Raw genomic sequence first — 23254 nt, 5'->3', positions numbered from 1 at the left:
TCCAAAATCAGCAAACTGGCGGAGCGAGAGGGATTCGAACCCTCGATGAGGCTCTACACCCCATACTCCCTTAGCAGGGGAGCACCTTCGGCCACTCGGTCATCGCTCCAGAACTAGTGATTATGCCATTCTTTCGGGCTTAAACCGGCGCCTGATCGAGATCAAATGCACGATGGAGCGCCCGAACGGCCAATTCCATGTACTTTTCGTCGATCACGACGGAGGTTTTGATCTCGGAAGTGGAGATCATCTGGATATTGATGCCCTCTTCGCTCAAGGCACGGAACATCTTGGCCGCCACACCCACGTGGCTGCGCATGCCGATGCCGACAATGCTCACCTTGCAGATACGCGGATCGCCCTCGACCACGGCAGCCCCGAGTTCGGGGAGCACCTTTTCCTTCAGCAGGTCGATACAGCGGGCGTAGTCGACATGATTGACGGTGAAGCTGAAATCAGTCTTGCCGTCCTTGCTGACGTTCTGGATGATGACGTCGATCTCGATGTTGGCATCAGCCACCGTGCCCAGGATCTGGTAGGCGATACCAGGGCGATCGGGCACGCCCAGTACGGAAATCTTGGCTTCATCGCGGTTGAAGGCAATGCCGGATACAACGGCTTTTTCCATTTTTTCGTCTTCCTCGAAAGTGATCAGGGTGCCGGATTTGGCTTCTTCGGCGAGATCGATGTCCCAGGGCGTGAAGCTGGAGAGCACGCGCATGGGGACCTTGTACTTGCCGGCGAATTCCACCGAGCGGATCTGCAGCACCTTGCTGCCCAGGCTCGCCATTTCCAGCATTTCCTCGAAGCTCAAGGATTGCAGGCGGCGCGCCTCGGGTACCACCCGCGGGTCGGTGGTGTAGACGCCATCGACGTCTGTGTAGATCAAGGCTTCGTCAGCCTTCAGAGCGGCCGCCACGGCCACTGCGGAGGTGTCGGAGCCGCCGCGGCCCAGGGTGGTGACGTTGCCATCAGGGTCCACGCCCTGGAAGCCGGTGATGATGACGACCTTGCCGGCATTCAGGTCAGCGCGCACGCGCTTGTCGTCGATGCTGTCGATGCGGGCCTTGGTGTAGGCGCTATCGGTCTTGATGGGCACCTGCCAACCGGCATAGCTGACCGATGGCATGCCCTCTGCCTGCAGGGCGATGGCCAGCAGCGCCGAAGACGCCTGCTCGCCGGTGGAGGCCAGCATGTCCAGCTCGCGGCGATAAGCGGCGGTGTGCTTGCCGGGAGCCAACTCCTTGGCGAGGCCCAGCAAGCGGTTGGTCTCCCCGCTCATCGCGCTGGGCACCACCACCATCTGGTGGCCGGCGCGGGCCCATTTGGCCACACGCTTGGCGACGTTGCGGATGCGCTCGGTGGAGCCCATCGAGGTGCCGCCGTATTTGTGAACGATCAATGCCATGGCAAAAAAATGATGACCGGCGCCCGACGCATGGGACGGGACACGCCACCGGACGGAACACGCGGATGCGCGGAAAAAATTTGGCTTTCGCCGAAAAACCTGGGATTTTAGCTTTTCCAGGACAACTCCGGGTAATTCCCCTTCACAAGCACCGCATCAGGAAGGCGGATGCCAGGTAATGGCCGCACCTTCTCGCTGGACGAATCCGCCACCCACCTTCAAATACATTCGATGGCCGCGCGTCTTGCAGGCGGCGATCTGGTCCAGCAGTTCGGTCAATTGGGCGCTGCTGGGCGTAACGGCGTGCGATACCCAGAGCCAGTGGCGCAACAGGTTGGCCTGGCGCGGACGAGAAAGGGCTTGAATGGCGCTGATGCGCGGCGGCAAACCGACGGCAGCCAGATCCTGGGTGGCGACTTCATCGAGAACCTGTTGCGCTTGGGCCGCATGTCCGGCGCTGCGGGAGAAAGTCGTGCGGAACTGCGGAAATGCGGCCTCCAGTACGGGCAGCAACCGCGCCCGGATGCGGTTGCGGGTGAACTGTTCGCTGGCGTTGCTCGGATCCTCGATCCAGGCTTCGCCGCGCCACCGAAGCCACGCGCGGAGTGCGGCGCCTGGCACGTCGAGCAACGGACGCGCATAAGCCACGCCACCGCGCGTCCACGCCGCCGGCATGGCGGCCAGGCCGCGCAGGCCGGCGCCACGCGACAGCGCGAGCAGGATGGTTTCCACTTGATCGTCGGCATGTTGTCCGATGAGTACCGTCCGTGCGCCCGCCTGGCCAGCCAGAGCGCCAAGGGCTTCGTAGCGGTGGTCGCGCGCGACGGCTTCGGGGCTCTGGCCGCCGGCATGGCGCGCATCCACGCGCTGGACATGCAGCGGAAGCGCCAGGCGCGCGCACAAGGCGATGCAGTGCTGCTCGAAATCGTCCGCGGCCTTCTGCAGGCCATGGTGCACGTGCAGGGCGTGCACCTGCCCCGGCCAGCGTTCGGCGCAGGCCAGCAACAGCGCCGTGGAATCCGCGCCGCCCGAGAGGGCCACGGCCAAAGGCAACGCGGGATGCGTGGCGGCAAAACGGACCATGGCTTCGTTCACGGGCCTGGCGGCGTTCTGGCTCGGATCAGACGCGGAAGCAGTCATATTTCACGGGATTGGTTTCTTGAGGATAAACCTTGTCATCCCGGGAAGTGGACCTACGTTAAGGTTTTGTACGCCAAATGAATGGCGCGGGAGATCATCGCATGTGGAAACTGGGGAAAATCGTTGCCATGTTCCGCAAGGAACTGCTCATGGTATGGGCCATGCTGCGCGATGCGCGCACACCGATGGCGGCCAAGCTGACCGCCGTATTGGCCATTCTGTACGTGATCAGTCCTGTGGATCTGGTGTCTGACTTCATCCCCATCCTCGGCTGGCTGGATGATGGCCTGATCGCCTATCTGCTGCTGCAGGCGGCCTTCAAGTTCCTGCCGGCCGATCTGCATGCCGCGCTGCGCTCCAAAGTCAAGGCCCGAGCGGCCTGAAAGCGTGTTCTAACTCCCGGTTTCGTGCCCTACCGCCCTACTAACGCTCCGCCTTGGTATCGCTGAAGCGCCCATAGCTTTGCAGGCGCTCGTAGCGGCGGTCCAGCATCTCCTTGACCTTGAGGTCGCTGAGCTGGCGCCAGGCATCGCCCAGTGCGCGCTTGAGAAACGCCGTCATCTGCCGGTGGTCGCGATGGGCGCCGCCCACGGGTTCGCTGACGATCTTGTCGACTAGGCCGAGGGCCTTCAACCGATGGGCAGTAATGCCCAGGGCGTCGGCGGCTTCCTGCGCCTTGTCGCTGGTTTTCCAGAGGATCGAGGCGCATCCCTCTGGGCTGATGACCGAGTAGATGGAATACTGCAGCATCAGCACCTGGTCAGCCACCGCGATGGCCAACGCGCCGCCGGAGCCGCCCTCGCCGATGATGGTGGTGATGATCGGCACCTCAAGCTGCGCCATCTCGTAAATGTTGCGGCCAATGGCCTCGGACTGGCTGCGCTCTTCAGCATCGATGCCCGGAAACGCGCCCGGCGTATCCACGAAAGTGAACACCGGCAGCTTGAATTTCTCGGCCGTCTTCATCAACCGGAGCGCCTTGCGATAGCCCTCGGGCCGGGTCATGCCGAAATTGCGTACCGTGCGCTCCCGGGTATCGCGGCCTTTCTGGTGGCCCAGCACCATGCAGGCGTTGCCATTGAAGCGCGCGAGCCCGCCGACGATGCTCTGGTCGTCCGCGAAATGCCGGTCGCCGTGCAGCTCGACGAAATCGGTGAAGATGCCTTGCACGTAGTCGAGCGTGTAGGGGCGCTCGGGGTGGCGGGCAATCTTGGTGATCTGCCACGGGGTCAGATCGGAATAGATGTCCTTGGTGAGCTGCAAGCTCTTCTTGTCGAGCTGCTCGATCTCCTCGGAGATATCGACCGCACTCTCGGTCTGTACGTAGCGCAGCTCTTCAATCTTGTTTTCCAGCTCGGCGATCGGCTGTTCAAAATCAAGAAATGTCTTCTTGGCCAAATGGTTTCTCCAACTGCCGTAATGGCTGCAATGTTACCGGATGCGACGCACCCCCTGATTTTGTGCCAAGCCCCCGCGCGAAACTGGCTTAGCCAAGCTACCGGAAGCTACCTCTCCTCAGGGATCTGCGCCAGGGCTCCCGCGGAGCTGGCTTTGCCAGGCCGCCAGGAGCGCCCCCTTGAGGGGGAGGCGCGCAGCGCCTTCGGGGTGGGCTAATACGCGACGGGTATGGGTTCCAGCGAGCGCCACATGTACCAGGTGGCCACGCTGCGCCAAGGCTGCCATGCCTGGGCCACTTCCCGGGCGTCGCTGCGGCTCACCGGCTCGCCTGAAAAATAGTTGAGGCTGATGCCGTTGATCAGGCCCACGTCATCCAGGGGAAGTACGTCAGGCCTCATCAGATGGAACATGAGGAACATCTCCGCCGTCCAGCGGCCGATGCCTCGAATGGCCACCAGTTCGGAAATGATGGCCTCGTCTTCCATCTTCTTCCACTGGCTGACGTGAATCTGCCCACTGCTGAAATGCAACGCCAGATCCACCAGATACTCCACCTTGCGCGCTGACAAGCCGGCCGCGCGCATGTCGTCGACCTTGAGCTTGAGCACATTGGCGGGCGTCATGCGCTTGGGCAGCGCTTCGAAGCGGTTCCATACCGACTGCGCCGCCTTGACCGAAATCTGCTGCCCGACAATGCTGCGCGCCAGAGTAATGAAGGCATCGCCGCGCGATTCGAGGCAGGCGTTGCCGAACTTCGGAATGAGCCGTTTCATCACGCGGTCGCGCTTGGACAGCTCTTCGCAGGCCTCGGCCCAATAAGCGGGCGTGCTGGCCTCGATCTCATCCTTCTTCGCTGGTTTTACCGCCATACCACCTCCAGGCGGAGCGCATTCACGAACACGATCATGGCGCGGCCTCCCAGGTGGTGCCCGTGGGCGAATCCTTCAGCACGATACCGGCTGCCAGCAGTTCAGCGCGAATACGGTCAGCCTCCGCGAAATCCCGGGCTTTCTTGGCCGCCGCGCGGGCTTCTATCCGCTCGGCAATCGCGGCTTCGTCCAGCGTGGCGCCGATGCGCAGATACGCCTTGGGATCGGCTTGCAGCAGGCCCAGGCATGCGCCCAGCGCCTTCAGAAGGCCGGCATCCTGGGGTGATTTGCCGCGGTTGACCTCGCCCGCCAGATCGAAGAGAACAGCCACTGCCTCGGGCGTGCCGAAATCCTCATCCATCGCGGCCTTGAAGCGCGCCGCGTAGGGATTGCTCCAGTCGATGGCGGTGATGTCGGCCGCTGTGATCGCGTCGAGCGCCGTGTACAGGCGCCTGAGCGCCGAGCGCGCGTCCTGCAGATGCGCATCGCTGTAATTGAGCGGGCTGCGGTAGTGGCTGCGCACGATGAAGAAACGGATGGTCTCGGCATCGAACGTCTCCAGCACTTCCCGGATGGTGAAAAAGTTGCCCAGGCTCTTGGACATCTTCTCGTTGTCGATATTCACGAAGCCGTTGTGCATCCACAGGTGCGCCAGGGGCACGCCATGGGCTCCTTCGCTTTGGGCGATCTCGTTTTCATGGTGGGGAAACTGCAGATCCGCTCCACCACCATGAATGTCGAAAGTTTCGCCCAGCAAGGCGCAGCTCATCGCGGAGCACTCGATATGCCAGCCAGGCCGGCCCAGGCCGTAAGGGCTGTCCCATTTGGCGCCTTCGGGTTCGCTGGGCTTGGCGGATTTCCACAACACGAAATCAAGCGGATCGCGTTTCTCGCTGTCCACGGCCACGCGTTCGCCGGCCTGGAGTTCGTCGGGCGATTTGCCCGAGAGCTTGCCGTAGCCCTTGAATTTGCGCACGGCATAGTTCACGTCGCCGCTGGCAGTGGTGTAGGCCAGGCCTTTGTCCTCCAGTTGGCGCACGATGCCGAGCATTTGCGGCACGTAGTCGGTCGCGCGGGGGTCGTGCGTGGGGCGCTCGATGCTCAGGGCATCGAAATCGCGGTACATCTCGCCGATCATGCGGTCCGTGAGTTCACGGATGGTTTCACCGTTTTCCAGCGCACGGCGGATGATCTTGTCTTCGATATCGGTGATGTTGCGCACGAAAGTCACGCGCAGCCCCGAGGCCAGGAGCCAGCGCCGCACCACATCGAAAGCCACGGCGGAACGCGCGTGGCCGATGTGGCAAAGATCGTAGACCGTGATGCCACACACGTACATCCGCACGTGGCCGGGCTCGATCGGCGAAAAACTTTGCAACCCACGCGAAAGCGTGTTGTAGATCTTCAAGGTCATCGGAAATGGGTGCTGCAGGTAGGCCACGATACGCCAATCGTGGAGCCCGGCCTGCCGGAAGAGAAGTCAACAGAAAGAGTGTGCTCGGCTTGCGCTTGTCTGCGGACGCGGGACATGACAGGCTGCATGGCTACAATCCTTCACAGTATAAAGGGCGCCCGCGATCGGGAAACCGGCGGGTGCCTGATGCACAGCCCGCTTTGGGCATTAACTTTTTGGAGAGATCTTTCCTCGTGCACTCCCCCGAGATATCTCTGCGGCTATTTTCCTCCTCTGCTGTTCTCGGCTGGCTGCGTACCCTGATGATCGCCGGTGCGCTGGGTACCCTGGCCCCGCAGGTGCTGGCCGACGAATACACGGAAGTCAACCGCCTGCTGAATGCCGGCCAGACCACCGAGGCACTGGAGCGAGCCGACAAATACATCGCCGCCAACCCGCGCGATCCGCAGATGCGCTTCATCAAGAGCCAGGTGCTGCAGAAAAGCGGCAAGCCCGGCGAAGCCGAGGCCATCCTGATACGGCTCACCCAGGACTATCCCGAGCTGGCCGAGCCCTGGAACAACCTGGCCGTGCTGTATGCAGGCAAAGGGGAATTGAGCAAGGCCCGCGAGGCGCTTGAAACCGCCGTGCGCCAGAACCCCGACTACGCCACCGCGCTGGAAAACCTGGGAGACGTCCAGGCCCGGCAAGCCAGCCAATCGTATGAACGGGCACGCAAGCTCGATGCCGGAAATACACGCCTGGCCCCAAAGATAGAAGCGCTGCGCGCCATGCTGGATACAAGTACGGCCCCGGCATCGCCCAAGAAAGCCCCCGCCAGAACGCACAGTAACCCTTTGGACAGGAACTTGCAGCACTGCCAGAGAACCAACCGGAGTCTGCGCCTCAGTCATTCCGCCCGCGCGGGAATGACGAGGCCTTTTCCGTAAGCCATCCATTCATTCTTTCCGCTGTTTCTCAGGAGTCCTTTCATGCCGATTTCCAGAAGGCGTATCGCCGCACTGGCCGCAACCCTCTCTCTCGCCACGGCCGTCCCCGCCATGGCCGCCAGTGCGCCCCGCGTGAAGTTCGTGACGAGCGAAGGCGAATTCGTGATCGAGGTCTATCCCGACAAAGCGCCCAAGACCGTGGAAAACTTCCTGCAATACGTGAAAGACAAGTTCTACGACGGCACCATCTTCCACCGCGTGATTCCCAGCTTCATGGTCCAGGGCGGCGGTTTCGACAAGGACTACAAGCAGAAACCCACCCGGCCCGCGATCGCCCATGAAGGCCGCGAAGCGCTGGCCAAAGGCCTGCACAACACGGTAGGCACCGTCGCCATGGCACGCACAGGCGACCCCCATTCAGCCACTGCCCAGTTTTTCATCAACGTGGTGGACAACGAGCGCCTCGATCCGGTCATCATTCCCCCGGGCGACCCTGTCACGTTTGAGTTCCAGGGCCAGGTCCACAAGGACATCCCGCGCAAGAACGTCATCAACCATCCGCAACTGTTCGGCTACACCGTGTTCGGCAAGGTCGTGAGCGGCATGGACACCGTGGAAAAAATCCGCAACACGCCTACCGGCTCTGGCGGCCCCTTCCCCACGGATGTCCCTAAGAAAATGGTCGTGATCGAATCGGCAAAAATTCTGTAACCCATTGAATCCATAGAAAGCGTACCACCATGGCAAATCCACAAGTCGAACTGCACATCGCCGGCCGCGGCGTCATTACCATCGAGCTCGACGAAGCCAAGGCGCCGAAATCGGCCGCCAACTTCCTGGCCTACGTCAAGAGCGGCCACTATGACAACACGGTGTTTCACCGCGTCATTCCCGGCTTCATGGTCCAAGGCGGCGGCTTCGAGCCTGGCATGAAGCAGAAATCCACGCAGGCCCCCATCACCAATGAGGCCGACAACGGCCTGAAGAACGATCAGTACACGCTGGCCATGGCACGCACGTCCGATCCGCACTCGGCTACTGCCCAGTTCTTCATCAACGTGGCCAACAACGACTTCCTCAACTTCAAGGCTCCCACCGCGCAAGGCTGGGGCTATGCGGTGTTCGGCAAGGTCGTCAAGGGCCAGGAAGTGGTCGATGCCATCAAGGGCACGCCCACGGGCCGCCGCGGCATGCACGACGATGTACCCAAGGATGACGTCGTCATCGAAAAAGCGGTCGCACTGTAAGAACGTGTTCAAGATCTCGGCGCGAGGGCTCTTGTGTTCGAAAAGCTGTGGCTGCAAGGCGAAAACCGCAGGTATACCTCGTGGTATCGCGAGGATTTTCAACGCGGCAGACGCAGTTTTTCGGGCGCAAGGGACCCGCGAGGAGATTTTGAACACGTTCTAAGCGCACGCTTGGCGCCTCGCCGCGGCTGAAGCCTCTCCTGTAATCCCATGGCGCATCCGCCCGCGGCGTTTGAACTCACCCTCCCGCCCCATTGGCGGGCGGTCGAGTTTCTTTCTGACCTGCATCTGCACCCTGGCGAGCCAGCCACGTTGGCGGCCTTCGCCGAGTATTTGCGCCACACCCCCGCCGATGGTGTTTTCATCCTAGGCGACCTCTTCGAAGTCTGGGTTGGCGATGATGCCGCCCTGCCTGACAGCTTTGAAGCGCAGTGCGGCCAGTTGCTGCGGGAAGCCGCCGCACGCTGCTCTGTATTCTTTCTGCGCGGCAACCGCGATTTCCTTATCGGCTCGGGCTTTCTGAATGCCTGCCATGCCAGGGATCTGCCTGACCCCACCGTCTTCACTTTCGCCGGACAGCGCTGGCTGCTGTCCCATGGCGACGAGCTTTGCCTGGACGACACCGACTACCAGCGTTTTCGCGCTCAGGTGCGCAGTGCGGCCTGGCAACGCGGCTTCCTCGCACGCCCGCTGGCCGAACGCCAGGCGATGGGCCGGGCCATGCGCGAGGCCAGCGCCGCACGCCAGCATGAAATGGCGAGCCACGCTGACGTGGACGCCAATGCCGCCCGTACCTGGCTGGCGACCGCCCATGCAACGACCCTGATCCACGGCCATACGCATCGCCCTGCCGAGCACTCGCTGGGCGCGAGTGATCAGGGCAGCCCCCTGCGCCGCGTGGTGCTCTCCGACTGGCACCTGGATGGCCCTGCCCCACGCGCCGATGTCCTGCGGCTCGATACCGCCGGCCTGCATCGCCTCGCGCTGACAGAAGTAGAAGTTTCCGCCAAGCCTTGATGAATCGGCTCTGGGCCGCATCTTCTGCTTGATGATGAAACTGGCTCAACGTCTCTCCCGCTGGGCTCAGGGCTTTGCCGCGCCCCCACCCATTCCTGATGAGCTATGGTCCGCCACGCTCACCCGCTACCCGTTCCTTGTTCAAGCGGATGAAGCCGCCAATGAGCGGCTGCGGCGGCTTGCGGCGCATTTTCTGACTCAGAAGGAGTTCACGGGGGCGCATGGATTCGAAATTACCGACGCCGTGGCCGTGACCATTGCCGCCCAGGCGTGCCTGCCTCTGGTGCACCTGGGACCGCCTGGGCGCCCCGAGGCCGCGTTGGCCTGGTATGACGACTTCGTGGGCATCGTCATCCAACGGGGCAATGTACTGGCGCGGCGCGAGAGCATGGATGCCGCTGGCGTGGTGCACCGCTACCACGAGGTCATTGCCGGCGAAGCCATGGAACGCGGCCCGGTCATGCTGAGTTGGCCCGCGGTGGAAGCCGCCAGCCATGGCGGCCCAGGCCATAGCGTGGTGATCCACGAGTTCATCCACAAGATGGACATGAAAAGCGGCCGCCCCAACGGTTGCCCGCCCCTGCCTCCCGGCTTCATGGGCACCAAGAGCGCCCGTGCAGCACGCGCAGCCTGGCTCTCCATGTTGCAACCAGCCTATCATGCGCTGCGCGAGCAGGTCACGCAGGCAGAACGCTTTGGCCAGCCGATGCCCTGGCTGGATGCCTACGGCGCCACATCACTAGTGGAATTCCTTCCGGTGGCCTGCGAGGCCTACTTCGTGCAGCGGAAGCGCTTTGCTGAAGAGTGGCCAGGTCTGGCGATGCTGTTTGATGCTTTCTTCGATCCGCGCGGGCAGGCGCTCACCACCAGACAAACAGCGCTACCACCCCCACCAGCAAACCGAGCTTCGTGAGCTTGTAGACCGTGGGGTTCCAGGCCTTGAATGCCCGGCGCCCCTTGCCTGCATAGAACGAGAGACGGAACAGCTTGCTGATCAGGCCCGTGGGATCGCCCTCGCTGTTGGGCGAGCTGGCGGCGGCCACCACGTTGCGGCCAAACCAGTGGTTCAGGCTCTGCGCAAAACCGTACTTCATGGGCCGCTCGATATCGCAGAACAGCACGATACGGTTTTGCCCGCTCTGGTTTTCAGCGTAGTGGATGTAGGTTTCATCGAACACCACGCCCTCGCCCTCGTGCCAGCTGTAGCGCTCGCCGTCTACATCGATGAAGCAGCGCTCGTCACCCGGTGCCACGAGCCCCAGGTGGTAGCGCAGGGAGCCCGCATAGGGATCGCGGTGCTTGCCCAGCTTGGCGCCGTGGGGCAATTCGGCAAACATGGCCGCCTTGATGCTCGGCAACCCTGCCAGCAGCGCGGTGGTGCGCGGACAGAGTTCGGTCGCGGAGGGGTGCGCCTGGCCGTACCATTTCAGGTAGAACCGCTTCCAGCCTGTCTTGAAGAACGAGTTGAAGCCGGCATCGTCCATGTTGGCGGCGGCCCGAATGCGCTGAGCTTCAGCCAGCGCCAGCGCCTCATCCCTGATCTCCTGCCAATGCGCCTGCAGCACTGCCAGATCAGGGAAGCGCTCGGGCGGCAGGTAGGGTTGCCGCGGTACGCCAGAAAACGCCAGCATGAACACGTTCACCGGTGCCATGAAGGTGGAATGGTCGAATACCTGGCGCGTGGCTTTCAGGCGAACCCGGCCGCGAAAGTGCATGACCGCCGCGCTGGCCGCGAACAGCAGCACGATAATAAAAATGGTTACTTTCATGAAAAAATACCGTTGTAGCGCTCTGCCTCTACCAAGACCCACGTGATCCCGATGTAGGGCGCCAGCCAACACTCTATTGTCGTGTGATTGAGCACATTGTGCCTGCAAGCGCAGAAACCGCCTCGCTATAATCCGCGCCCCTCCCCTATTTCCGATCGGCCCGGCCCGCGCGACGCGGCATGCCGGATGCTAGCCAGGTGTTATTGGCATGACTTCGCATACCCTTTTCTGCGCCATCGATTTCGGCACTTCAAACTCCGCCATTGCCCTCTCGGGCGCGGCGGGGCGCATGGCACTGGTCGATGTCGAATCCGGCCAGCACACCATGCCCACCGCGGTTTTCTACCAAGTCGAAGGCCTGGCGCCGCATGAGCCGCCGCATCGCCTCTACGGCCGTGCGGCGCTGGCGGCTTACGTGGCCGGGCATGAGGGCCGGCTGATGCGCTCCATGAAGAGCATTCTCGGCTCGACACTGGCCGAGCAGAGCACTGAAGTCGGCGACGGCCGCGCGGTGCGCTACCTCGACGTGGTGGGCGGTTATCTGCAGCACCTGAAGACACTGGCCGAACGTGAGGCCGGGGCGCCGCTGGCACGCGCGGTGCTGGGGCGGCCGGTTTACTTCGTCGACGACGACCCGGTGCGCGACGCCGCCGCACAGGCCGCGCTGGAAGCGGCCGCGCGCTCAGTGGGGTTTGAGGAAATCAGCTTCCAGTTCGAGCCCATCGCCGCCGCGCTCGACTATGAACAGCAGGCCACGGAAGAGCAGCTGGTGTTGGTAGCCGACATCGGCGGCGGCACCTCCGACTTCTCGCTGGTACGCGTGGGTCCGGCACGGCGCGAGCGGCTGGAGCGCAAGGACGACATTCTGGCCAACCACGGAGTGCACATCGCGGGCACCGATTTCGACCGCCACATCGAACTGGCCAGCATCCTGCCGCTATGCGGGTACCGCGGCCTTGGACCGGCACGGCCCGGCACCACGCCGCGCGAGGTGCCGAGCAGAGTCTATTTCGACCTGGCGACCTGGCACCTGATCAACACCGTCTATACCGCGCCACGCATGGCCGAGCTGCAACGCATGCGCAGCTTCTATGGCGATCCGCGCCAGCACGAACGGTTGATGACGGTGCTGGAAGAGCACCTGGGCCATGCGCTGCTCGGCGAGGCCGAGGCCGCAAAGATCGCGGTGGCTGAAGGCGGTGCCACACGCATCGATCTGGCACGGCTGGAGCAGGATCTGACCGCCACGCTCGACGAGCCGCAGGCCGTGCGCGCGCTCGACGCCGATCTTCAGCGCATCGTCGACGCGGCGGGTGAAACACTGCGCGTGGCGGGCGTCGCCGCCGATGCCGTCGACGTGCTCTATTTCACCGGCGGCTCCACCGGCTTTCGCCCCTTGGCACAGCGCATTGCCGAGAGCCTTCCAGCGGCGCGCCCCATGCATGGCGATCGCCATGCGAGCGTGGCGCAAGGGCTTGGGGTACATGCGCAGCGGCTGTACCGCTAAGAACACGTTCTACGTTCTAAACAGGCCACTCAAGGGGACGCGCTCGATTCGGCGGCGATCTGGCGCAGCGCTTTCTCGAAGACTTCCGGCGGCTGCCCGCCTGAAATCAGATGCCGGTCGTTGATGATGACCGCTGGCACCGACGAAATACCCGCCTGCTGGTAAAGCCGCTCCGCAGCGCGGACTTCAGCGCCATACTCTTCGCCGGCAAGAATGGCCTGGGCACGGGCCGCGTCCAACCCGGCCGCGCGCACGGCGGCAAGCAGTACCTCGTCTTGTTCCACCGCTTCTCCGCGGCCGTGATAGGCCTCCAGCAATGCGCGTTTCAGCGCCAGTTGCTGTTCGTCGCTCTGCAACCCAGCCCAATGGAGCAGCCGGTGCGCGTTGAAGGTGTTGTAGATGCGGCCCCGGCCCGCCGGATTGAACGAGAACCCCACGGCGGCGCCTCTTTCGCGGATAGCGGCGCGGTTGCGCTCGAACTGCTCGGGCGAGCCGCCGTACTTGCGCGCCAGATGCTCGTTGATGTCTTCGCCGCCAGCGGGCATGTCGGGGTTCAGCTCGAAAGGCTGGAAATGCAGGGTGGCCTGAACCGCATCACCGCTTTGCGCCAGCGCCTGCTGCAGAGAGGCCAGGCCCACGGCGCACCAGGGGCAGGCCACATCGGAAACGAAATCAATCTTCATCGGAGTAGGCATGGATTCAACTTTCAGGATGAGACCAAGGCGCGCCGCAACGCGGCATTGAAAGCTTCGGCAGCTTCGAACTGCACCCAGTGCCCCGCGCCTTCGATCAGGGTGAGCCCGCGGAAATCTGGCGCGCTCGCCTCCAGCGCTGCCTCCAGTTGAGGCAGATAGCGGCTATACAACACATCGTGCGCGCCATAGATGGCATGCACCGGGCATGCTACCTGCGGCAGGCTGGTCGCCAGAATATCGGATCGCGACAGGCGCCGCCTCGGCAGGCGATCGCGGTGCACGTTCGCGATGTGCACCTCCAGCGCCAAACCATCGATCAAACTGGGATCATGCAGCATCAGCACGGCCAGATTGTGGCGATGGATTTCTGCCTGTTCCTGCGGGGTCTTCAGATGGCGCCAGGCTCTCAGTTCGAATTGCGGCCCAGGGGTCACGCCCATGGCAGGCGCGCCCACCAGCACCAAGCGCTGCGCAAGCCCGGGATAGGCCGCGAGCAGCATGCCCGCCGTCATGCCGCCGAAAGAAAACCCGATCAGATCGGCCTGCTCGCCTGGAATCAACTGACGCAGTCCGGCCGCCAGCGGCTCGAGCATGGCGTTGGCATCAACCCCGCCTTCCGGTAGCGCGGAGTCACCAAAACCCGGCAGATCAGCAGCCAGCACCCAGCGGCCATCATCCACTAGCGGAAGAATGTTCTTCACCCAATGCGTCCAGGAGCCGCTGCCGCCATGAAACAACACCACCGGCGCCACCCCCGCACGCCGCTCCCCCCAGGCATGCCAGACGATGTCACCCTCCCCGCAAGGGGTGGTCATACGGCGGCCCTGGGCCAACCGGCCACGCTCCTGCAGCGTCAACATGGAGGGAACCGCGAGTTCAGGTGAATGCTGGGATTCGGTCATGAAAAGGAAATTATTCATCAATGGAAGCTGACCAGCGATCGCCCCAGCCATGTTGCTGGTCGATGGCCCGCCGGTCGCGCTTGGTGGGTCTGCCCTGGGTAATGGTATGCGCTGGCTCGGGGGCCAGCCGGCGCGTGGCGGCGGCTTCGGCACGCGCGGTACTGCTGGCGGCGGTTTCCTCGTAAAGCTGCTGGGCGACCGGTGCCGGCCCGCGTATGTTGCTGAGCGCCTTGACGATCACAGTGCGTTCGTCACGCCCCTGCCTGAGGCGTACCTCATCGCCCGGCTTGACCTCGCGCGAAGGCTTGGCATCCAGGCCGTTGATCTGCACTCGGCTGTTGTCCAACTGCTCCACCGCCAGTGCCCGGGTCTTGTAAAAGCGCGCCGCCCAAAGCCATTTGTCGATGCGCTGTCTGTCGAGAATTTCTGCCATCAGCATGCATGCTACATCGAAGGATCCAAGCGTGCGCAACTCTCTCGCGCTCGACCTTGGCCTGAACACCCCGCTACCAAGTTAGGTGTTTTCCCTCATCGGTGAGGTCTCAAAAACCATCGCTGGTTGGAGGATGATGTGGATTGGAAAAAAACCATTCTTCATTTTCCAGCAGGAGACTACTTCCGATGCGCCGAGACACCTTCCTCAAATCCATGGCCGCGTTGGCCGCCACTGGCGCCCTGCCCTTGTCGGCGCTGGCAGCCCCCAACCTCAAGATGCTGATCCCCGCCAACCCCGGCGGCGGCTGGGACACCACCGGCCGCGCGCTGGGCAAGGCCATGATCGACTCCAAGCAGGCAGACACTGTCACCTACGACAACAAGGGGGGTGCGGCCGGTGCCCTGGGACTGGCGCAGTTCATGAGCGGCTCCAAGGGCGATCCGAACTCGCTGATGGTGATGGGTGCCGTGATGCTGGGCGGCCTGATCACCGCCAAATCACCGTTGAACCTGATGCAATGCACTCCGCTTGCCAGGTTGATCAACGAATACAACGTCTTCGTGCTTCCAGCCGATTCGCCGCACAAGACCATGGCTGATGTGATCGCGCAGCTCAAGAAGGATCCTGGCAGCGTGAAATGGGGCGGTGGCTCGCGCGGGTCCACGGAACACATCGCGGCAGCCATGATCGCGCAAAAGGTAGGCGTGGATCCGGCCAAGATCAACTATGTGGCGTTCCGCGGAGGCGGCGAGGCCACGGCTGCCATTCTGGGTGGTAATGTCACCATCGGTGGCTCCGGCTACAGTGAATTCGCGGAATACATCAAGGCCGGCAAGATGAAAGCCATCGCCGTGACCTCCGGCCAGCGGCTGCCCGGTATCAACGTTCCCACGCTCAAGGAGCAGGGCATCGATGTCGAAATAGGCAACTGGCGTGGCGTATTCGCCCCTCCTGGCATCACGGCGGCACAGCGCAAGTCATTGACCGATCTCATCGTCGCCACCACCAAATCCGCATCCTGGGCGGAAGCCCTGAAGAAGAACGACTGGACGCCCTCGCTACTTTCCGGCGACACCTTCAGCAAGTTCGTCGAGGACGACTTCGCCTCGCTGCGCGCCATCATGGCCAAGTCGGGCATGACCACCTGAGAACCTGTTCCGATCCGAAAGATACGCTTCGCGCGCGAGAAAAGGCCCTCACTCTATGACCAGCCCGCTGCCCAACATCGCCCCGGAACTTCGCCCCGATCACCCGCCGCCCGCGCACCCCGATCGGCAAGCCCTGTTCTGGCAAACGGCGCTGGGGGGATTGGTGATACTGATCGGAGCGGGCCTGGGCTTCGGCGCCCTCAGCATTTCGTCGGAGGCGGGCTATGGCGGCGTCGGCTCCAACTTCCTGCCATGGGTGGTCGCGGCGGCGCTGGCGGTGTGTGGCGCGTTCATGGTCTGGGAAGCGCGCACCGGCGGTTTTCGAGCCATGGAAGACGCTCCGGATCAGGCCGCGCCCGACTGGGGCGGTTTTGTCTGGGTATCAGCCGGGTTGCTGCTGAATGCGGCGCTCATCACCACACTGGGCTTCATTCTCAGCTGCGCGCTTTGCTATGTGCTCGCGGTGCAGGGCCTGCGCCGCGCCTATGGGCAAAAAGGCAATACCTGGCTTGTGGACGTCATCTCCGGCATCGTTCTCTCGGCGCCGGTGTACTGGCTGTTCACCAAGTTTCTGGCCATCAACCTCCCGGGCCTCACGGGCACCGGCTGGCTCTGAGGTACACCATGGATACCTTTGGCCAATTGATTCAGGGCTTCCAGACGGCCCTCACGCTCAGCCATTTGCTGTGGGCCTTGTTCGGCTGTGCCTTGGGCACGGCCGTGGGTGTGCTGCCAGGCATCGGTCCCGCCACCACGGTGGCCATGCTGCTGCCGATCACCGCCAAGGTGGACATCACCGCCTCGATGATCTTCTTTGCGGGCATCTACTACGGTGCCATGTACGGCGGCTCCACCACCTCCATTCTGCTCAACACGCCGGGCGAAACCGCCAGCATGGTGACCGCGATGGAAGGCAACAAGATGGCCAAGAGCGGCCGCGCCGGAGCGGCGCTTGCCACCGCGGCCATCGGTTCGTTCGTGGCTGGCACGATTGCCACCGTGGTCGTGACCCTGTTCGCGCCCTACGTGGCCGAATACGCGGTGCGGCTTGGCCCGCCGGAGTATTTTCTGCTGATGGTGCTGGCCTTCACCACGGTGAGCGCGGTGCTCGGCAAAAGCACGGTGCGGGGCCTCACCTCGCTGTTCATCGGCTTGGCCGTGGGCCTGATCGGCATGGATCAGATCAGCGGCCAGCCACGCTATACCGGTGGCGTACCTGAATTGCTCGACGGCATCGAGATCGTGCTGGTGGCCGTGGGCCTGTTCGCCGTGGCCGAGGTGCTGCATGCCGTGCTCTTCGAAGGCAAGGTCGTCGAGACACAGAACCGCTTGAGCCGCGTCCACATGACGGGGGGTGACTGGCGCCGCTCCGTGCCTGCGTGGTTGCGTGGCACCGCGATCGGCACACCGTTCGGGTGCATACCGGCTGGCGGCACTGAAATCCCCACATTTCTGAGCTACGCCACCGAAAAGAAACTGGCCAAGGGCGATAACCGTGCTGAATTCGGCACGTCTGGCGCCATCGAAGGCGTGGCCGGCCCGGAAGCCGCCAACAACGCCACCGTGACGGCGGCCCTGATCCCGCTGCTCACTCTGGGCTTGCCCACCAGCAACACCACGGCCATTCTGCTCGGCGCCTTTCAGAACTACGGCATCCAGCCTGGGCCGCAGCTGTTCACGAGTTCGGCGGCCTTGGTATGGGCGCTGATCGCGTCGCTTTACATTGGCAATGTGATGCTGCTGGTGCTGAATCTGCCCATGGTGGGCCTGTGGGTGAAGCTGCTGAAAATTCCCAAGCCGCAGCTCTATGCCGGCATCCTGGTTTTTGCCACCGTGGGCGCCTATGGCATGCGCCAGAGCGCGTTCGATCTGTTTCTGCTGTATGCCATCGGCGCGGTCGGTGTAGTGATGCGCCGTTTTGATTTTCCGACGGCTCCAGTCGTCGTGGGCATGATCCTCGGCCCCCTCGCGGAAGCCCAGATGCGCAATGCGCTATCGATCGGTGAAGGCCGGTGGAGCGTATTCGTAGACCGGCCGTTCTCGATCTTCCTGCTGATCGTGATCGTCGCGGTGCTCGTGCTGCCCCGGCTGGCAAAGCGGCGCAAGGCTGCTTAAAAATCAAAAGAAGGGCCGCGGAGCAGGCCACACCAAAGCACCCGCGGAGCTGGCTTTGCCAGGCCGCTGGGTGCGTCCCCCCAGGGGGAAGGCGCGTCAGCGCCTCAGGGGGAGCTTTTTACACAAGCCGCTCCACTTTCTTGTGCCGCCACACCAGCAGATAGAACGCGCTTTGCAGCACCAGCATGGTCACGAAGACGACCGGGTACGACATCCACACCCCTTCCAACCCATAGCGCGCGCTGAGCAGGTTGGCCGCCGGCAACTGGACCAGCAGAATGCAGCCGACTGCGATGGCCACGGGCACCATCACGGTGCCGCTGGCCCGCATCATGCCCGCGATCACCGCTTGCATGCCGAACACGAGGCTGCTCCACAGCATGATGCGCAGCAAGTGGGCCGCCATCTCCAGCACAGGCTGATCGGTCAGGAAAAAGCCCAGCAGCCAGTGCGCCAACGCATAGCCCAGCAGCACCAGCGCGCCGGTCAGCACCAGGTTCATCAGTAGTCCCGTGCGCACGATCTTTCCCAGCAGTTCCGTGCGGCCGGCACCAATGGCCTGAGCGCCGAGAATCGATGCGGTGATGGCGATCGACAGCGCGGGAAACTGCACGTAGTTGACCACCTGATTGACCGCGCCGTAGGCCGCCGTGGCCCCGGCGCCGTAGTGATTGACCAGGCTCAGGATGGCCAGCTCAGCCGCCGAAATGGTGACCATCTGGATACCTGTCGGCACACCGATGCGCAGCACCGCCTTGAGCAGCGCCGGCTGGATGCGCAAGGCACGCAGCAGCACGGCATCAGGCGCCAGTGCGTGGCGGCGGCGCAGAAGGTAGACGTATAGGAAACCCAGCGCCACCGTGAACGACACAAGGCCCGCCACGGCGGCACTCACCACCCCCAACTGTGGCAAACCACCCCAACCGAGGATCAAGGCAGGCGTCAGCAGCAAACCGATGCCGGTGGACAGCAACAGCGAGTACAGCGGTGTCACCGTATCGCCTACACCGCGCAACAACTGGGTATAGAGGATAAACACCAGCAGCAGCGGCAAGCTGATCATCAGCACCCGTGCATAGGCCACGGCATCGCCCAGCACCTCAGGGGGTGCCCAACGCCGCCAGCGCCGGGCGCGTGAAGATGCTGCCCAACACCGCGCCTACCAGACCGATCAAAGCGCCGAGGGTCAAGGCAGTCCCCGCAATGGCCTTCACTTTTTCAACCTGGCGCGCGCCCCAGGCCTGGCCGATCAGCACGGACGCACCTGCTCCGATGCCGATCACCAGCGCGATGAAGAAAAAGATCACCGGAAACATGCCCGCCACCGCCGCCAGCGCCTTGGTGCCGAGCATCTGCCCGATGTACACGCCGTTCACGCTGCCAGAGAGTGACTGCAATATGTTGGCCAGCACCATTGGTCCGAGAAAGGCCAGGTAGGTGCGCCACAGCGGACGCGTGGAAGAGGCCAGGGGCACGGCCTTGGCCCGCCCGGACGGCATGGGAGCGCTCATGCTTGACCTCCGGCGGTCTCGAACGCGCCCCGCGCCAACGTCTGCAAGTAGGCTTGCACATCCTGCGGCCAAGGCCCGATGCAAGCGGCGAACTTCGCCGCGTCATGCGCGAACAGCGCACGGGAAGCCTCTTCGAAACCAGGCTCGTGACCCGCGATGGCACTCATGAAGCGATAGGCCCGCTCTGCCGCAGCGCGCTGCGCATCACGTTCCGCATGGGTCCGGCGCGCTTCGTCCACCAGCCGGCGCAGCGCCGCCGAGGCGCCTCCCGGCTGAGCCGATAACCATTGCCAATGGCGCGGCAGCAGCGTCACTTCGCGCGCCACCACACCGAGGCGGGGCCGCCCCACACTGGGGGCCGGTGCCGGCGTTGACATGGCGGGCGATACGGCCGGCCCCCTGGCCGCCAGGGTTTGCGCCTGCTCCGGCGAAGGCGGTGTATCGACCAGCCCGCCAGTGGCATCGTTGAAAACCAGAATGGGCGCCTCCTGGGCACCCAATGCCGCCAGTATCTGCGCCACATCAGCCAGGGGCCCCCAGCCACCCGCAGCCCACCCGCGAACGCGGTATAGGTGGGCTCAGCCGTTGAAATCTCTGTGTGTGAAGTATTCATGATGGTCAAATTCTACCCGGATTTATTAATTTAACCCGGACTTTATTTGAGGCCGTTGTTTTCGGGCAATAGATTCGGCAATAGATTCAGGAGTTACGATGCGGTGTCGTGAATTTTTCCGGCAATGCTCATGTCGCCAACTTTCAACACCGAGCCCATGGTTGATTCGAGCTTGCCTCGCGATGCAGCCAGCATTCTGGAGCTGGCGGCGCGGTCGATGTTCGATTTGTTCGCCGGTGCGAGCGAGGGCATGATCCTGGTTGACCGCCACGCGCGCGTGGTGTGGATCAACGACCAATACCGCCGCTTCCTGCCTGCGCTGGGCTTTGCGAGCGAAGAGGACTTCATCGGCAGCCCGGTATCCAGCGTGGTGCAGAACACGCAGATGGATCAGGTCCTCAAGACCGGCCGGCCGATCCTGATCGATCTTCTGACCAACCGCGCAGGGACCTTCGTGGTCAGCCGCATTCCGCTGCGCGACGATGCCGGAGAAGTGATCGGCGTGCTGGGTATCGTGCTGTTCGATCAGCCCACCACCAATCTGCAGCCGCTGATCGCCAAATTTGCCCGCCTCCAGCAGGACCTCGACGATGCGCGCCGTGAACTCGCCGCACAAAGAGGCGCTGGACCGCGTGCCGAAAGGCAATCCCGCTATACTTTTGCAAGCTTTGTGGGAGCCAGCCCGGCGGCGATGGAAGTCAAGCGGCAGGCGCGCAGAGCCGCGCAATCGCGCAGCCCGGTGCTGCTGCTGGGTGAAACGGGCACGGGCAAGGAGTTGCTGGCGCATGCCATTCACGCGGTGTCACCCCGGGCGCGTGGGCCGCTGGTCAGCGTGAACATCGCCGCGGTGCCCGACACCCTGCTGGAAGCAGAGTTCTTCGGCGTCACCCCCGGCGCCTATACCGGCGCGGAACGCAAGGGCCGCGTAGGCAAATTCAAGCTGGCCGATGGCGGGACGCTGTTTCTGGACGAAATCGGCGATATGCCGCTGGGGCTGCAGGCCAAACTTCTGCGAGCCTTGCAGGAGGGCGAGATAGAACCTCTGGGCAGCAATGAACTGGTGCCCTTCGATGCCCGGCTGATCGCCGCCACGAGCCGCGATCTCTCCGCGCTGGTGGCGGCGGGTACGTTCCGCGAAGACCTGTACTACCGGCTGAATGTGCTGCCGATCCGCGTGCCGCCCCTGCGCGAACGGCGCAGTGACATCTCCGCGCTGGTCGATGCGCTCTGCGAGGACATGGCCCACCGAGGCACCCATCCCCCCGAATTGACGGAAAGCGCTCTCGCGCTTCTGGCGGCGCAGGCTTGGCGAGGCAACATCCGGGAGTTGCGCAACGTACTCGAGCAAGCAGCACTTCGAGTTGACTCGGACCGGCTCGATGCGGCTCAGATGGAAGCCGTCCTGCGCGATTCAGGCCTGGCCCTCATCCAGCCGGCGCTACCGCCCGAACCGTCGCCCCCCGACGCCGGCGCGCTCCTGCGCCCGCTGGCAGAACAGGTGACCGAATTGGAGCAGCGCGCGATCGCGGCAGCCATGAAAACGACGGGTGGCAACAAACTGGCCACCGCGCGCTTGCTGGGTATTTCAAGGGCGAAGCTGTATGAACGCCTGAATCCGACGAAAACTCACAGTGCTTAGCGCACCACCATGGATGCCTTGAATTCAGGGAAAACGCTGATCTTTATTCAGACAATTGACTGATATATAGACACTATTTTTGCATTATTTTCATACAAATCTATCTAAGAATAAGGTCGTTCTCCATTTAGATCAAAGACTTATCCATTGGCACGCCTTGTGCGATTCATTTGGCAGCTTCCGTTCATTCATTAGGAGACTCTTTCATGCATCGTCGCACTCTCATCTCCCTGGCCACGCTGACTGTCTTGACCGTTGCCGGCGCGGGGTCTGCCCTGGCGCAATCAGGCACCATCAAGATCGCTCACATCTACAGCAAGACCGGTCCTCTCGAAGCCTATGGCAAGCAAACCCAGGCCGGATTGATGATGGGCCTGGAGTACGCCACCGGCGGCACCATGACGGTGAATGGCAAGAAGATCACCGTGATTGAGAAAGACGACCAGGGCAAGCCCGACCTGGGCAAGAGCCTGCTGGCGGCCTCCTATGCGGACGACAAGGTGGATCTGGCCGTCGGCCCCACCTCTTCCGGCGTGGCGCTGGCCATGCTGCCGGTGGCGGAGGAATACAAGAAGATCCTGCTGGTCGAACCCGCCGTGGCGGATTCCATCACCGGCGACAAGTGGAACAAGTACATTTTCCGCACGGGCCGCAACTCCAGCCAGGATGCGATCAGCAACGCCGCCGCCATGGACAAGGACGGCGTGTCGGTCGCCACGCTGGCACAGGACTACGCTTTCGGCCGCGACGGCGTGAAGGCGTTCAAGGACGCGCTCAAGCACGCCAAGATCGTGCATGAAGAATACCTGCCTCAGAACACCACTGACTTCACCGCCGGCATCCAGCGCGTGGTCGATGCGCTCAAGAGCAAGCCCGGCCGCAAGGCCATCGAGGTGATCTGGGCAGGCGGCGTGCCGCCGTTCAACGCCCTGGCCGCAGCCGATCTGAAGAAGCGCTATGACATCGACGTATTCACGGGCGGCAACATCCTCCCGGCCATGGCGGCCTACAAGAACTTCCCGGGCATGGAAGGTGCGACCTACTATTACTTCGGCATCCCGAAGAACCCGGTCAACGAAGCCATGGTGTCCGCCCACTACAAGGCCTACAAGACACCGCCTGACTTCTTCACCGCGGGCGGCTTCTCGGCGGCCATGGCGGTCGTCACCGCGCTGAAGAAGACCGGCGGCGACACCAACACGAACAAGCTCATTAGCACCATGGAAGGCATGAGCTTCGACACGCCCAAAGGCAAGATGACCTTCCGCAAGGAAGACCACCAGGCCATGCAGAGCATGTACCACTTCCGGATCAAGAACGATCCGGCATTCGCCTGGGGTGTGCCGGAGCTGGTGCGCGAGATCAAGCCGGAAGAGATGCAGGTTCCCATCCGGAACAAGCGTTGATCCCCCTGAGGCGCTGACGCGCCTTCCCCCAGGGGACGCACCCGGCGGCCTGGCAAAGCCAGCTCCGCGGGTGCCCCGTATGGCCTGCTCC

General features: G+C 63.1%; 22 protein-coding genes, 1 tRNA gene and 1 pseudogene. 12 read left to right on the top strand and 12 right to left on the bottom strand.

Translation table 11 applies throughout. The features are described from left to right. Positions 1-16: 16 nt before the first annotated feature. From WJU18_RS09390 to tilS, 3 genes are all read right to left on the bottom strand, one after another. Positions 17-109 (bottom strand) — tRNA-Ser (locus WJU18_RS09390). Between the two features lie 30 nt (positions 110-139). Beyond that, complete coding sequence (locus tag WJU18_RS09385) at positions 140-1408, bottom strand: aspartate kinase (RefSeq protein ID WP_423459813.1); 1269 nt, start codon at positions 1406-1408, stop codon at positions 140-142. Between the two features lie 156 nt (positions 1409-1564). After that, positions 1565-2491: a tRNA lysidine(34) synthetase TilS gene (tilS, locus tag WJU18_RS09380; RefSeq protein WP_423460967.1), complete on the bottom strand. Its 927-nt coding sequence runs from the start codon at positions 2489-2491 to the stop codon at positions 1565-1567. A gap of 158 nt (positions 2492-2649) precedes the next feature. Here tilS and WJU18_RS09375 point away from each other — a divergent pair, with 158 nt between their 5' ends. Then, positions 2650-2931, top strand: coding sequence for a YkvA family protein (locus WJU18_RS09375; RefSeq protein ID WP_423459812.1), 282 nt, complete (start codon positions 2650-2652; stop codon positions 2929-2931). A gap of 40 nt (positions 2932-2971) precedes the next feature. Here WJU18_RS09375 and WJU18_RS09370 read toward each other — a convergent pair whose 3' ends face one another. The 3 genes from WJU18_RS09370 to cysS all read right to left on the bottom strand — a co-directional run bounded on the left by WJU18_RS09370 (position 2972) and on the right by cysS (position 6229). Beyond that, a complete protein-coding gene (locus WJU18_RS09370; protein ID WP_423459811.1) occupies positions 2972-3946 on the bottom strand; it encodes an acetyl-CoA carboxylase carboxyltransferase subunit alpha in 975 nt (324 codons plus the stop codon). 212 nt (positions 3947-4158) lie between these two features. Then, positions 4159-4815 carry a DNA-3-methyladenine glycosylase family protein gene (locus WJU18_RS09365; protein WP_423459810.1) on the bottom strand — a complete coding sequence of 219 codons (657 nt, stop codon included), beginning with the start codon at positions 4813-4815 and terminating at the stop codon, positions 4159-4161. 34 nt (positions 4816-4849) lie between these two features. Beyond that, complete coding sequence (gene cysS / locus WJU18_RS09360) at positions 4850-6229, bottom strand: cysteine--tRNA ligase (protein WP_423459809.1); 1380 nt, start codon at positions 6227-6229, stop codon at positions 4850-4852. A 233-nt stretch (positions 6230-6462) separates the two neighbouring features. Between cysS and WJU18_RS09355 the strand changes: the two genes are divergently transcribed. The 5 genes from WJU18_RS09355 (at position 6463) to WJU18_RS09335 (ending at position 10335) form a co-directional block, all read left to right on the top strand. After that, complete coding sequence (locus WJU18_RS09355) at positions 6463-7158, top strand: tetratricopeptide repeat protein (protein ID WP_423459808.1); 696 nt, start codon at positions 6463-6465, stop codon at positions 7156-7158. Positions 7159-7200: 42 nt separating this feature from the next. Further along, positions 7201-7869: a peptidylprolyl isomerase gene (locus tag WJU18_RS09350; RefSeq protein ID WP_423459807.1), complete on the top strand. Its 669-nt coding sequence runs from the start codon at positions 7201-7203 to the stop codon at positions 7867-7869. A gap of 29 nt (positions 7870-7898) precedes the next feature. Next, on the top strand, positions 7899-8405 hold the full coding sequence (locus WJU18_RS09345; RefSeq protein ID WP_423459806.1) for a peptidylprolyl isomerase: 507 nt from the start codon (positions 7899-7901) through the stop codon (positions 8403-8405). 210 nt (positions 8406-8615) lie between these two features. After that, positions 8616-9422 carry a UDP-2,3-diacylglucosamine diphosphatase gene (locus tag WJU18_RS09340; RefSeq protein ID WP_423459805.1) on the top strand — a complete coding sequence of 269 codons (807 nt, stop codon included), beginning with the start codon at positions 8616-8618 and terminating at the stop codon, positions 9420-9422. A 31-nt stretch (positions 9423-9453) separates the two neighbouring features. Then, positions 9454-10335 carry a zinc-dependent peptidase gene (locus WJU18_RS09335; protein WP_423459804.1) on the top strand — a complete coding sequence of 294 codons (882 nt, stop codon included), beginning with the start codon at positions 9454-9456 and terminating at the stop codon, positions 10333-10335. Here WJU18_RS09335 and WJU18_RS09330 read toward each other — a convergent pair. Beyond that, positions 10283-11191 (bottom strand): aspartyl/asparaginyl beta-hydroxylase domain-containing protein, encoded by a 909-nt coding sequence (locus WJU18_RS09330; RefSeq protein WP_423459803.1) that lies wholly within the window; start codon positions 11189-11191, stop codon positions 10283-10285. The genes WJU18_RS09335 and WJU18_RS09330 overlap by 53 nt on opposite strands. A 208-nt stretch (positions 11192-11399) precedes the next feature. Here WJU18_RS09330 and WJU18_RS09325 point away from each other — a divergent pair, with 208 nt between their 5' ends. Beyond that, positions 11400-12698, top strand: a complete 1299-nt coding sequence (locus WJU18_RS09325; protein WP_423459802.1) for an Hsp70 family protein — start codon at positions 11400-11402, stop codon at positions 12696-12698. 29 nt (positions 12699-12727) lie between these two features. Here WJU18_RS09325 and WJU18_RS09320 read toward each other — a convergent pair whose 3' ends face one another. Genes WJU18_RS09320 through WJU18_RS09310 form a run of 3 tightly spaced genes read right to left on the bottom strand, consistent with a single transcriptional unit; the run spans position 12728 to position 14728 of the window. Further along, on the bottom strand, positions 12728-13393 hold the full coding sequence (locus WJU18_RS09320) for a DsbA family oxidoreductase (RefSeq protein ID WP_423459801.1): 666 nt from the start codon (positions 13391-13393) through the stop codon (positions 12728-12730). 11 nt (positions 13394-13404) lie between these two features. Beyond that, positions 13405-14295, bottom strand: coding sequence for an alpha/beta fold hydrolase (locus WJU18_RS09315; RefSeq protein ID WP_423459800.1), 891 nt, complete (start codon positions 14293-14295; stop codon positions 13405-13407). A gap of 10 nt (positions 14296-14305) precedes the next feature. Continuing rightward, complete coding sequence (locus WJU18_RS09310; RefSeq protein ID WP_423459799.1) at positions 14306-14728, bottom strand: RNA-binding S4 domain-containing protein; 423 nt, start codon at positions 14726-14728, stop codon at positions 14306-14308. A 188-nt stretch (positions 14729-14916) separates the two neighbouring features. On the opposite strand from WJU18_RS09310, the gene WJU18_RS09305 reads away from it, so the two are divergent. Genes WJU18_RS09305 through WJU18_RS09295 form a run of 3 tightly spaced genes read left to right on the top strand, consistent with a single transcriptional unit; the run spans position 14917 to position 17994 of the window. Continuing rightward, positions 14917-15879, top strand: a complete 963-nt coding sequence (locus WJU18_RS09305) for a Bug family tripartite tricarboxylate transporter substrate binding protein (protein WP_423459798.1) — start codon at positions 14917-14919, stop codon at positions 15877-15879. Positions 15880-15934: 55 nt separating this feature from the next. Then, entirely contained in the window at positions 15935-16495 is a 561-nt protein-coding gene (locus WJU18_RS09300; protein ID WP_423459797.1) for a tripartite tricarboxylate transporter TctB family protein, read from the top strand. A gap of 8 nt (positions 16496-16503) precedes the next feature. Continuing rightward, positions 16504-17994, top strand: a complete 1491-nt coding sequence (locus tag WJU18_RS09295; RefSeq protein ID WP_423459796.1) for a tripartite tricarboxylate transporter permease — start codon at positions 16504-16506, stop codon at positions 17992-17994. Between the two features lie 118 nt (positions 17995-18112). Here WJU18_RS09295 and WJU18_RS09290 read toward each other — a convergent pair. Next, a pseudogene (locus WJU18_RS09290) lies at positions 18113-19505 on the bottom strand (MATE family efflux transporter). Continuing rightward, positions 19502-20026 (bottom strand): DUF2239 family protein, encoded by a 525-nt coding sequence (locus tag WJU18_RS09285; RefSeq protein ID WP_423459795.1) that lies wholly within the window; start codon positions 20024-20026, stop codon positions 19502-19504. The pseudogene WJU18_RS09290 and the gene WJU18_RS09285 overlap by 4 nt, the downstream one beginning before the upstream one ends. Before the next feature lie 222 nt (positions 20027-20248). On the opposite strand from WJU18_RS09285, the gene WJU18_RS09280 reads away from it, so the two are divergent. After that, on the top strand, positions 20249-21757 hold the full coding sequence (locus WJU18_RS09280; protein ID WP_423459794.1) for a sigma-54 interaction domain-containing protein: 1509 nt from the start codon (positions 20249-20251) through the stop codon (positions 21755-21757). A gap of 206 nt (positions 21758-21963) precedes the next feature. Beyond that, complete coding sequence (locus tag WJU18_RS09275) at positions 21964-23163, top strand: substrate-binding domain-containing protein (RefSeq protein ID WP_423459793.1); 1200 nt, start codon at positions 21964-21966, stop codon at positions 23161-23163. The last annotated feature ends 91 nt before the right edge of the window (positions 23164-23254 follow it).

Origin of the sequence: Ottowia sp. VDI28, assembly GCF_049532675.1 — a bacterium.
Lineage (GTDB): Bacteria > Pseudomonadota > Gammaproteobacteria > Burkholderiales > Burkholderiaceae_C > Ottowia.
The sequence above is the reverse complement of the archived record's forward strand: the minus strand, read 5'-3'. Positions and strand labels throughout refer to the sequence as shown.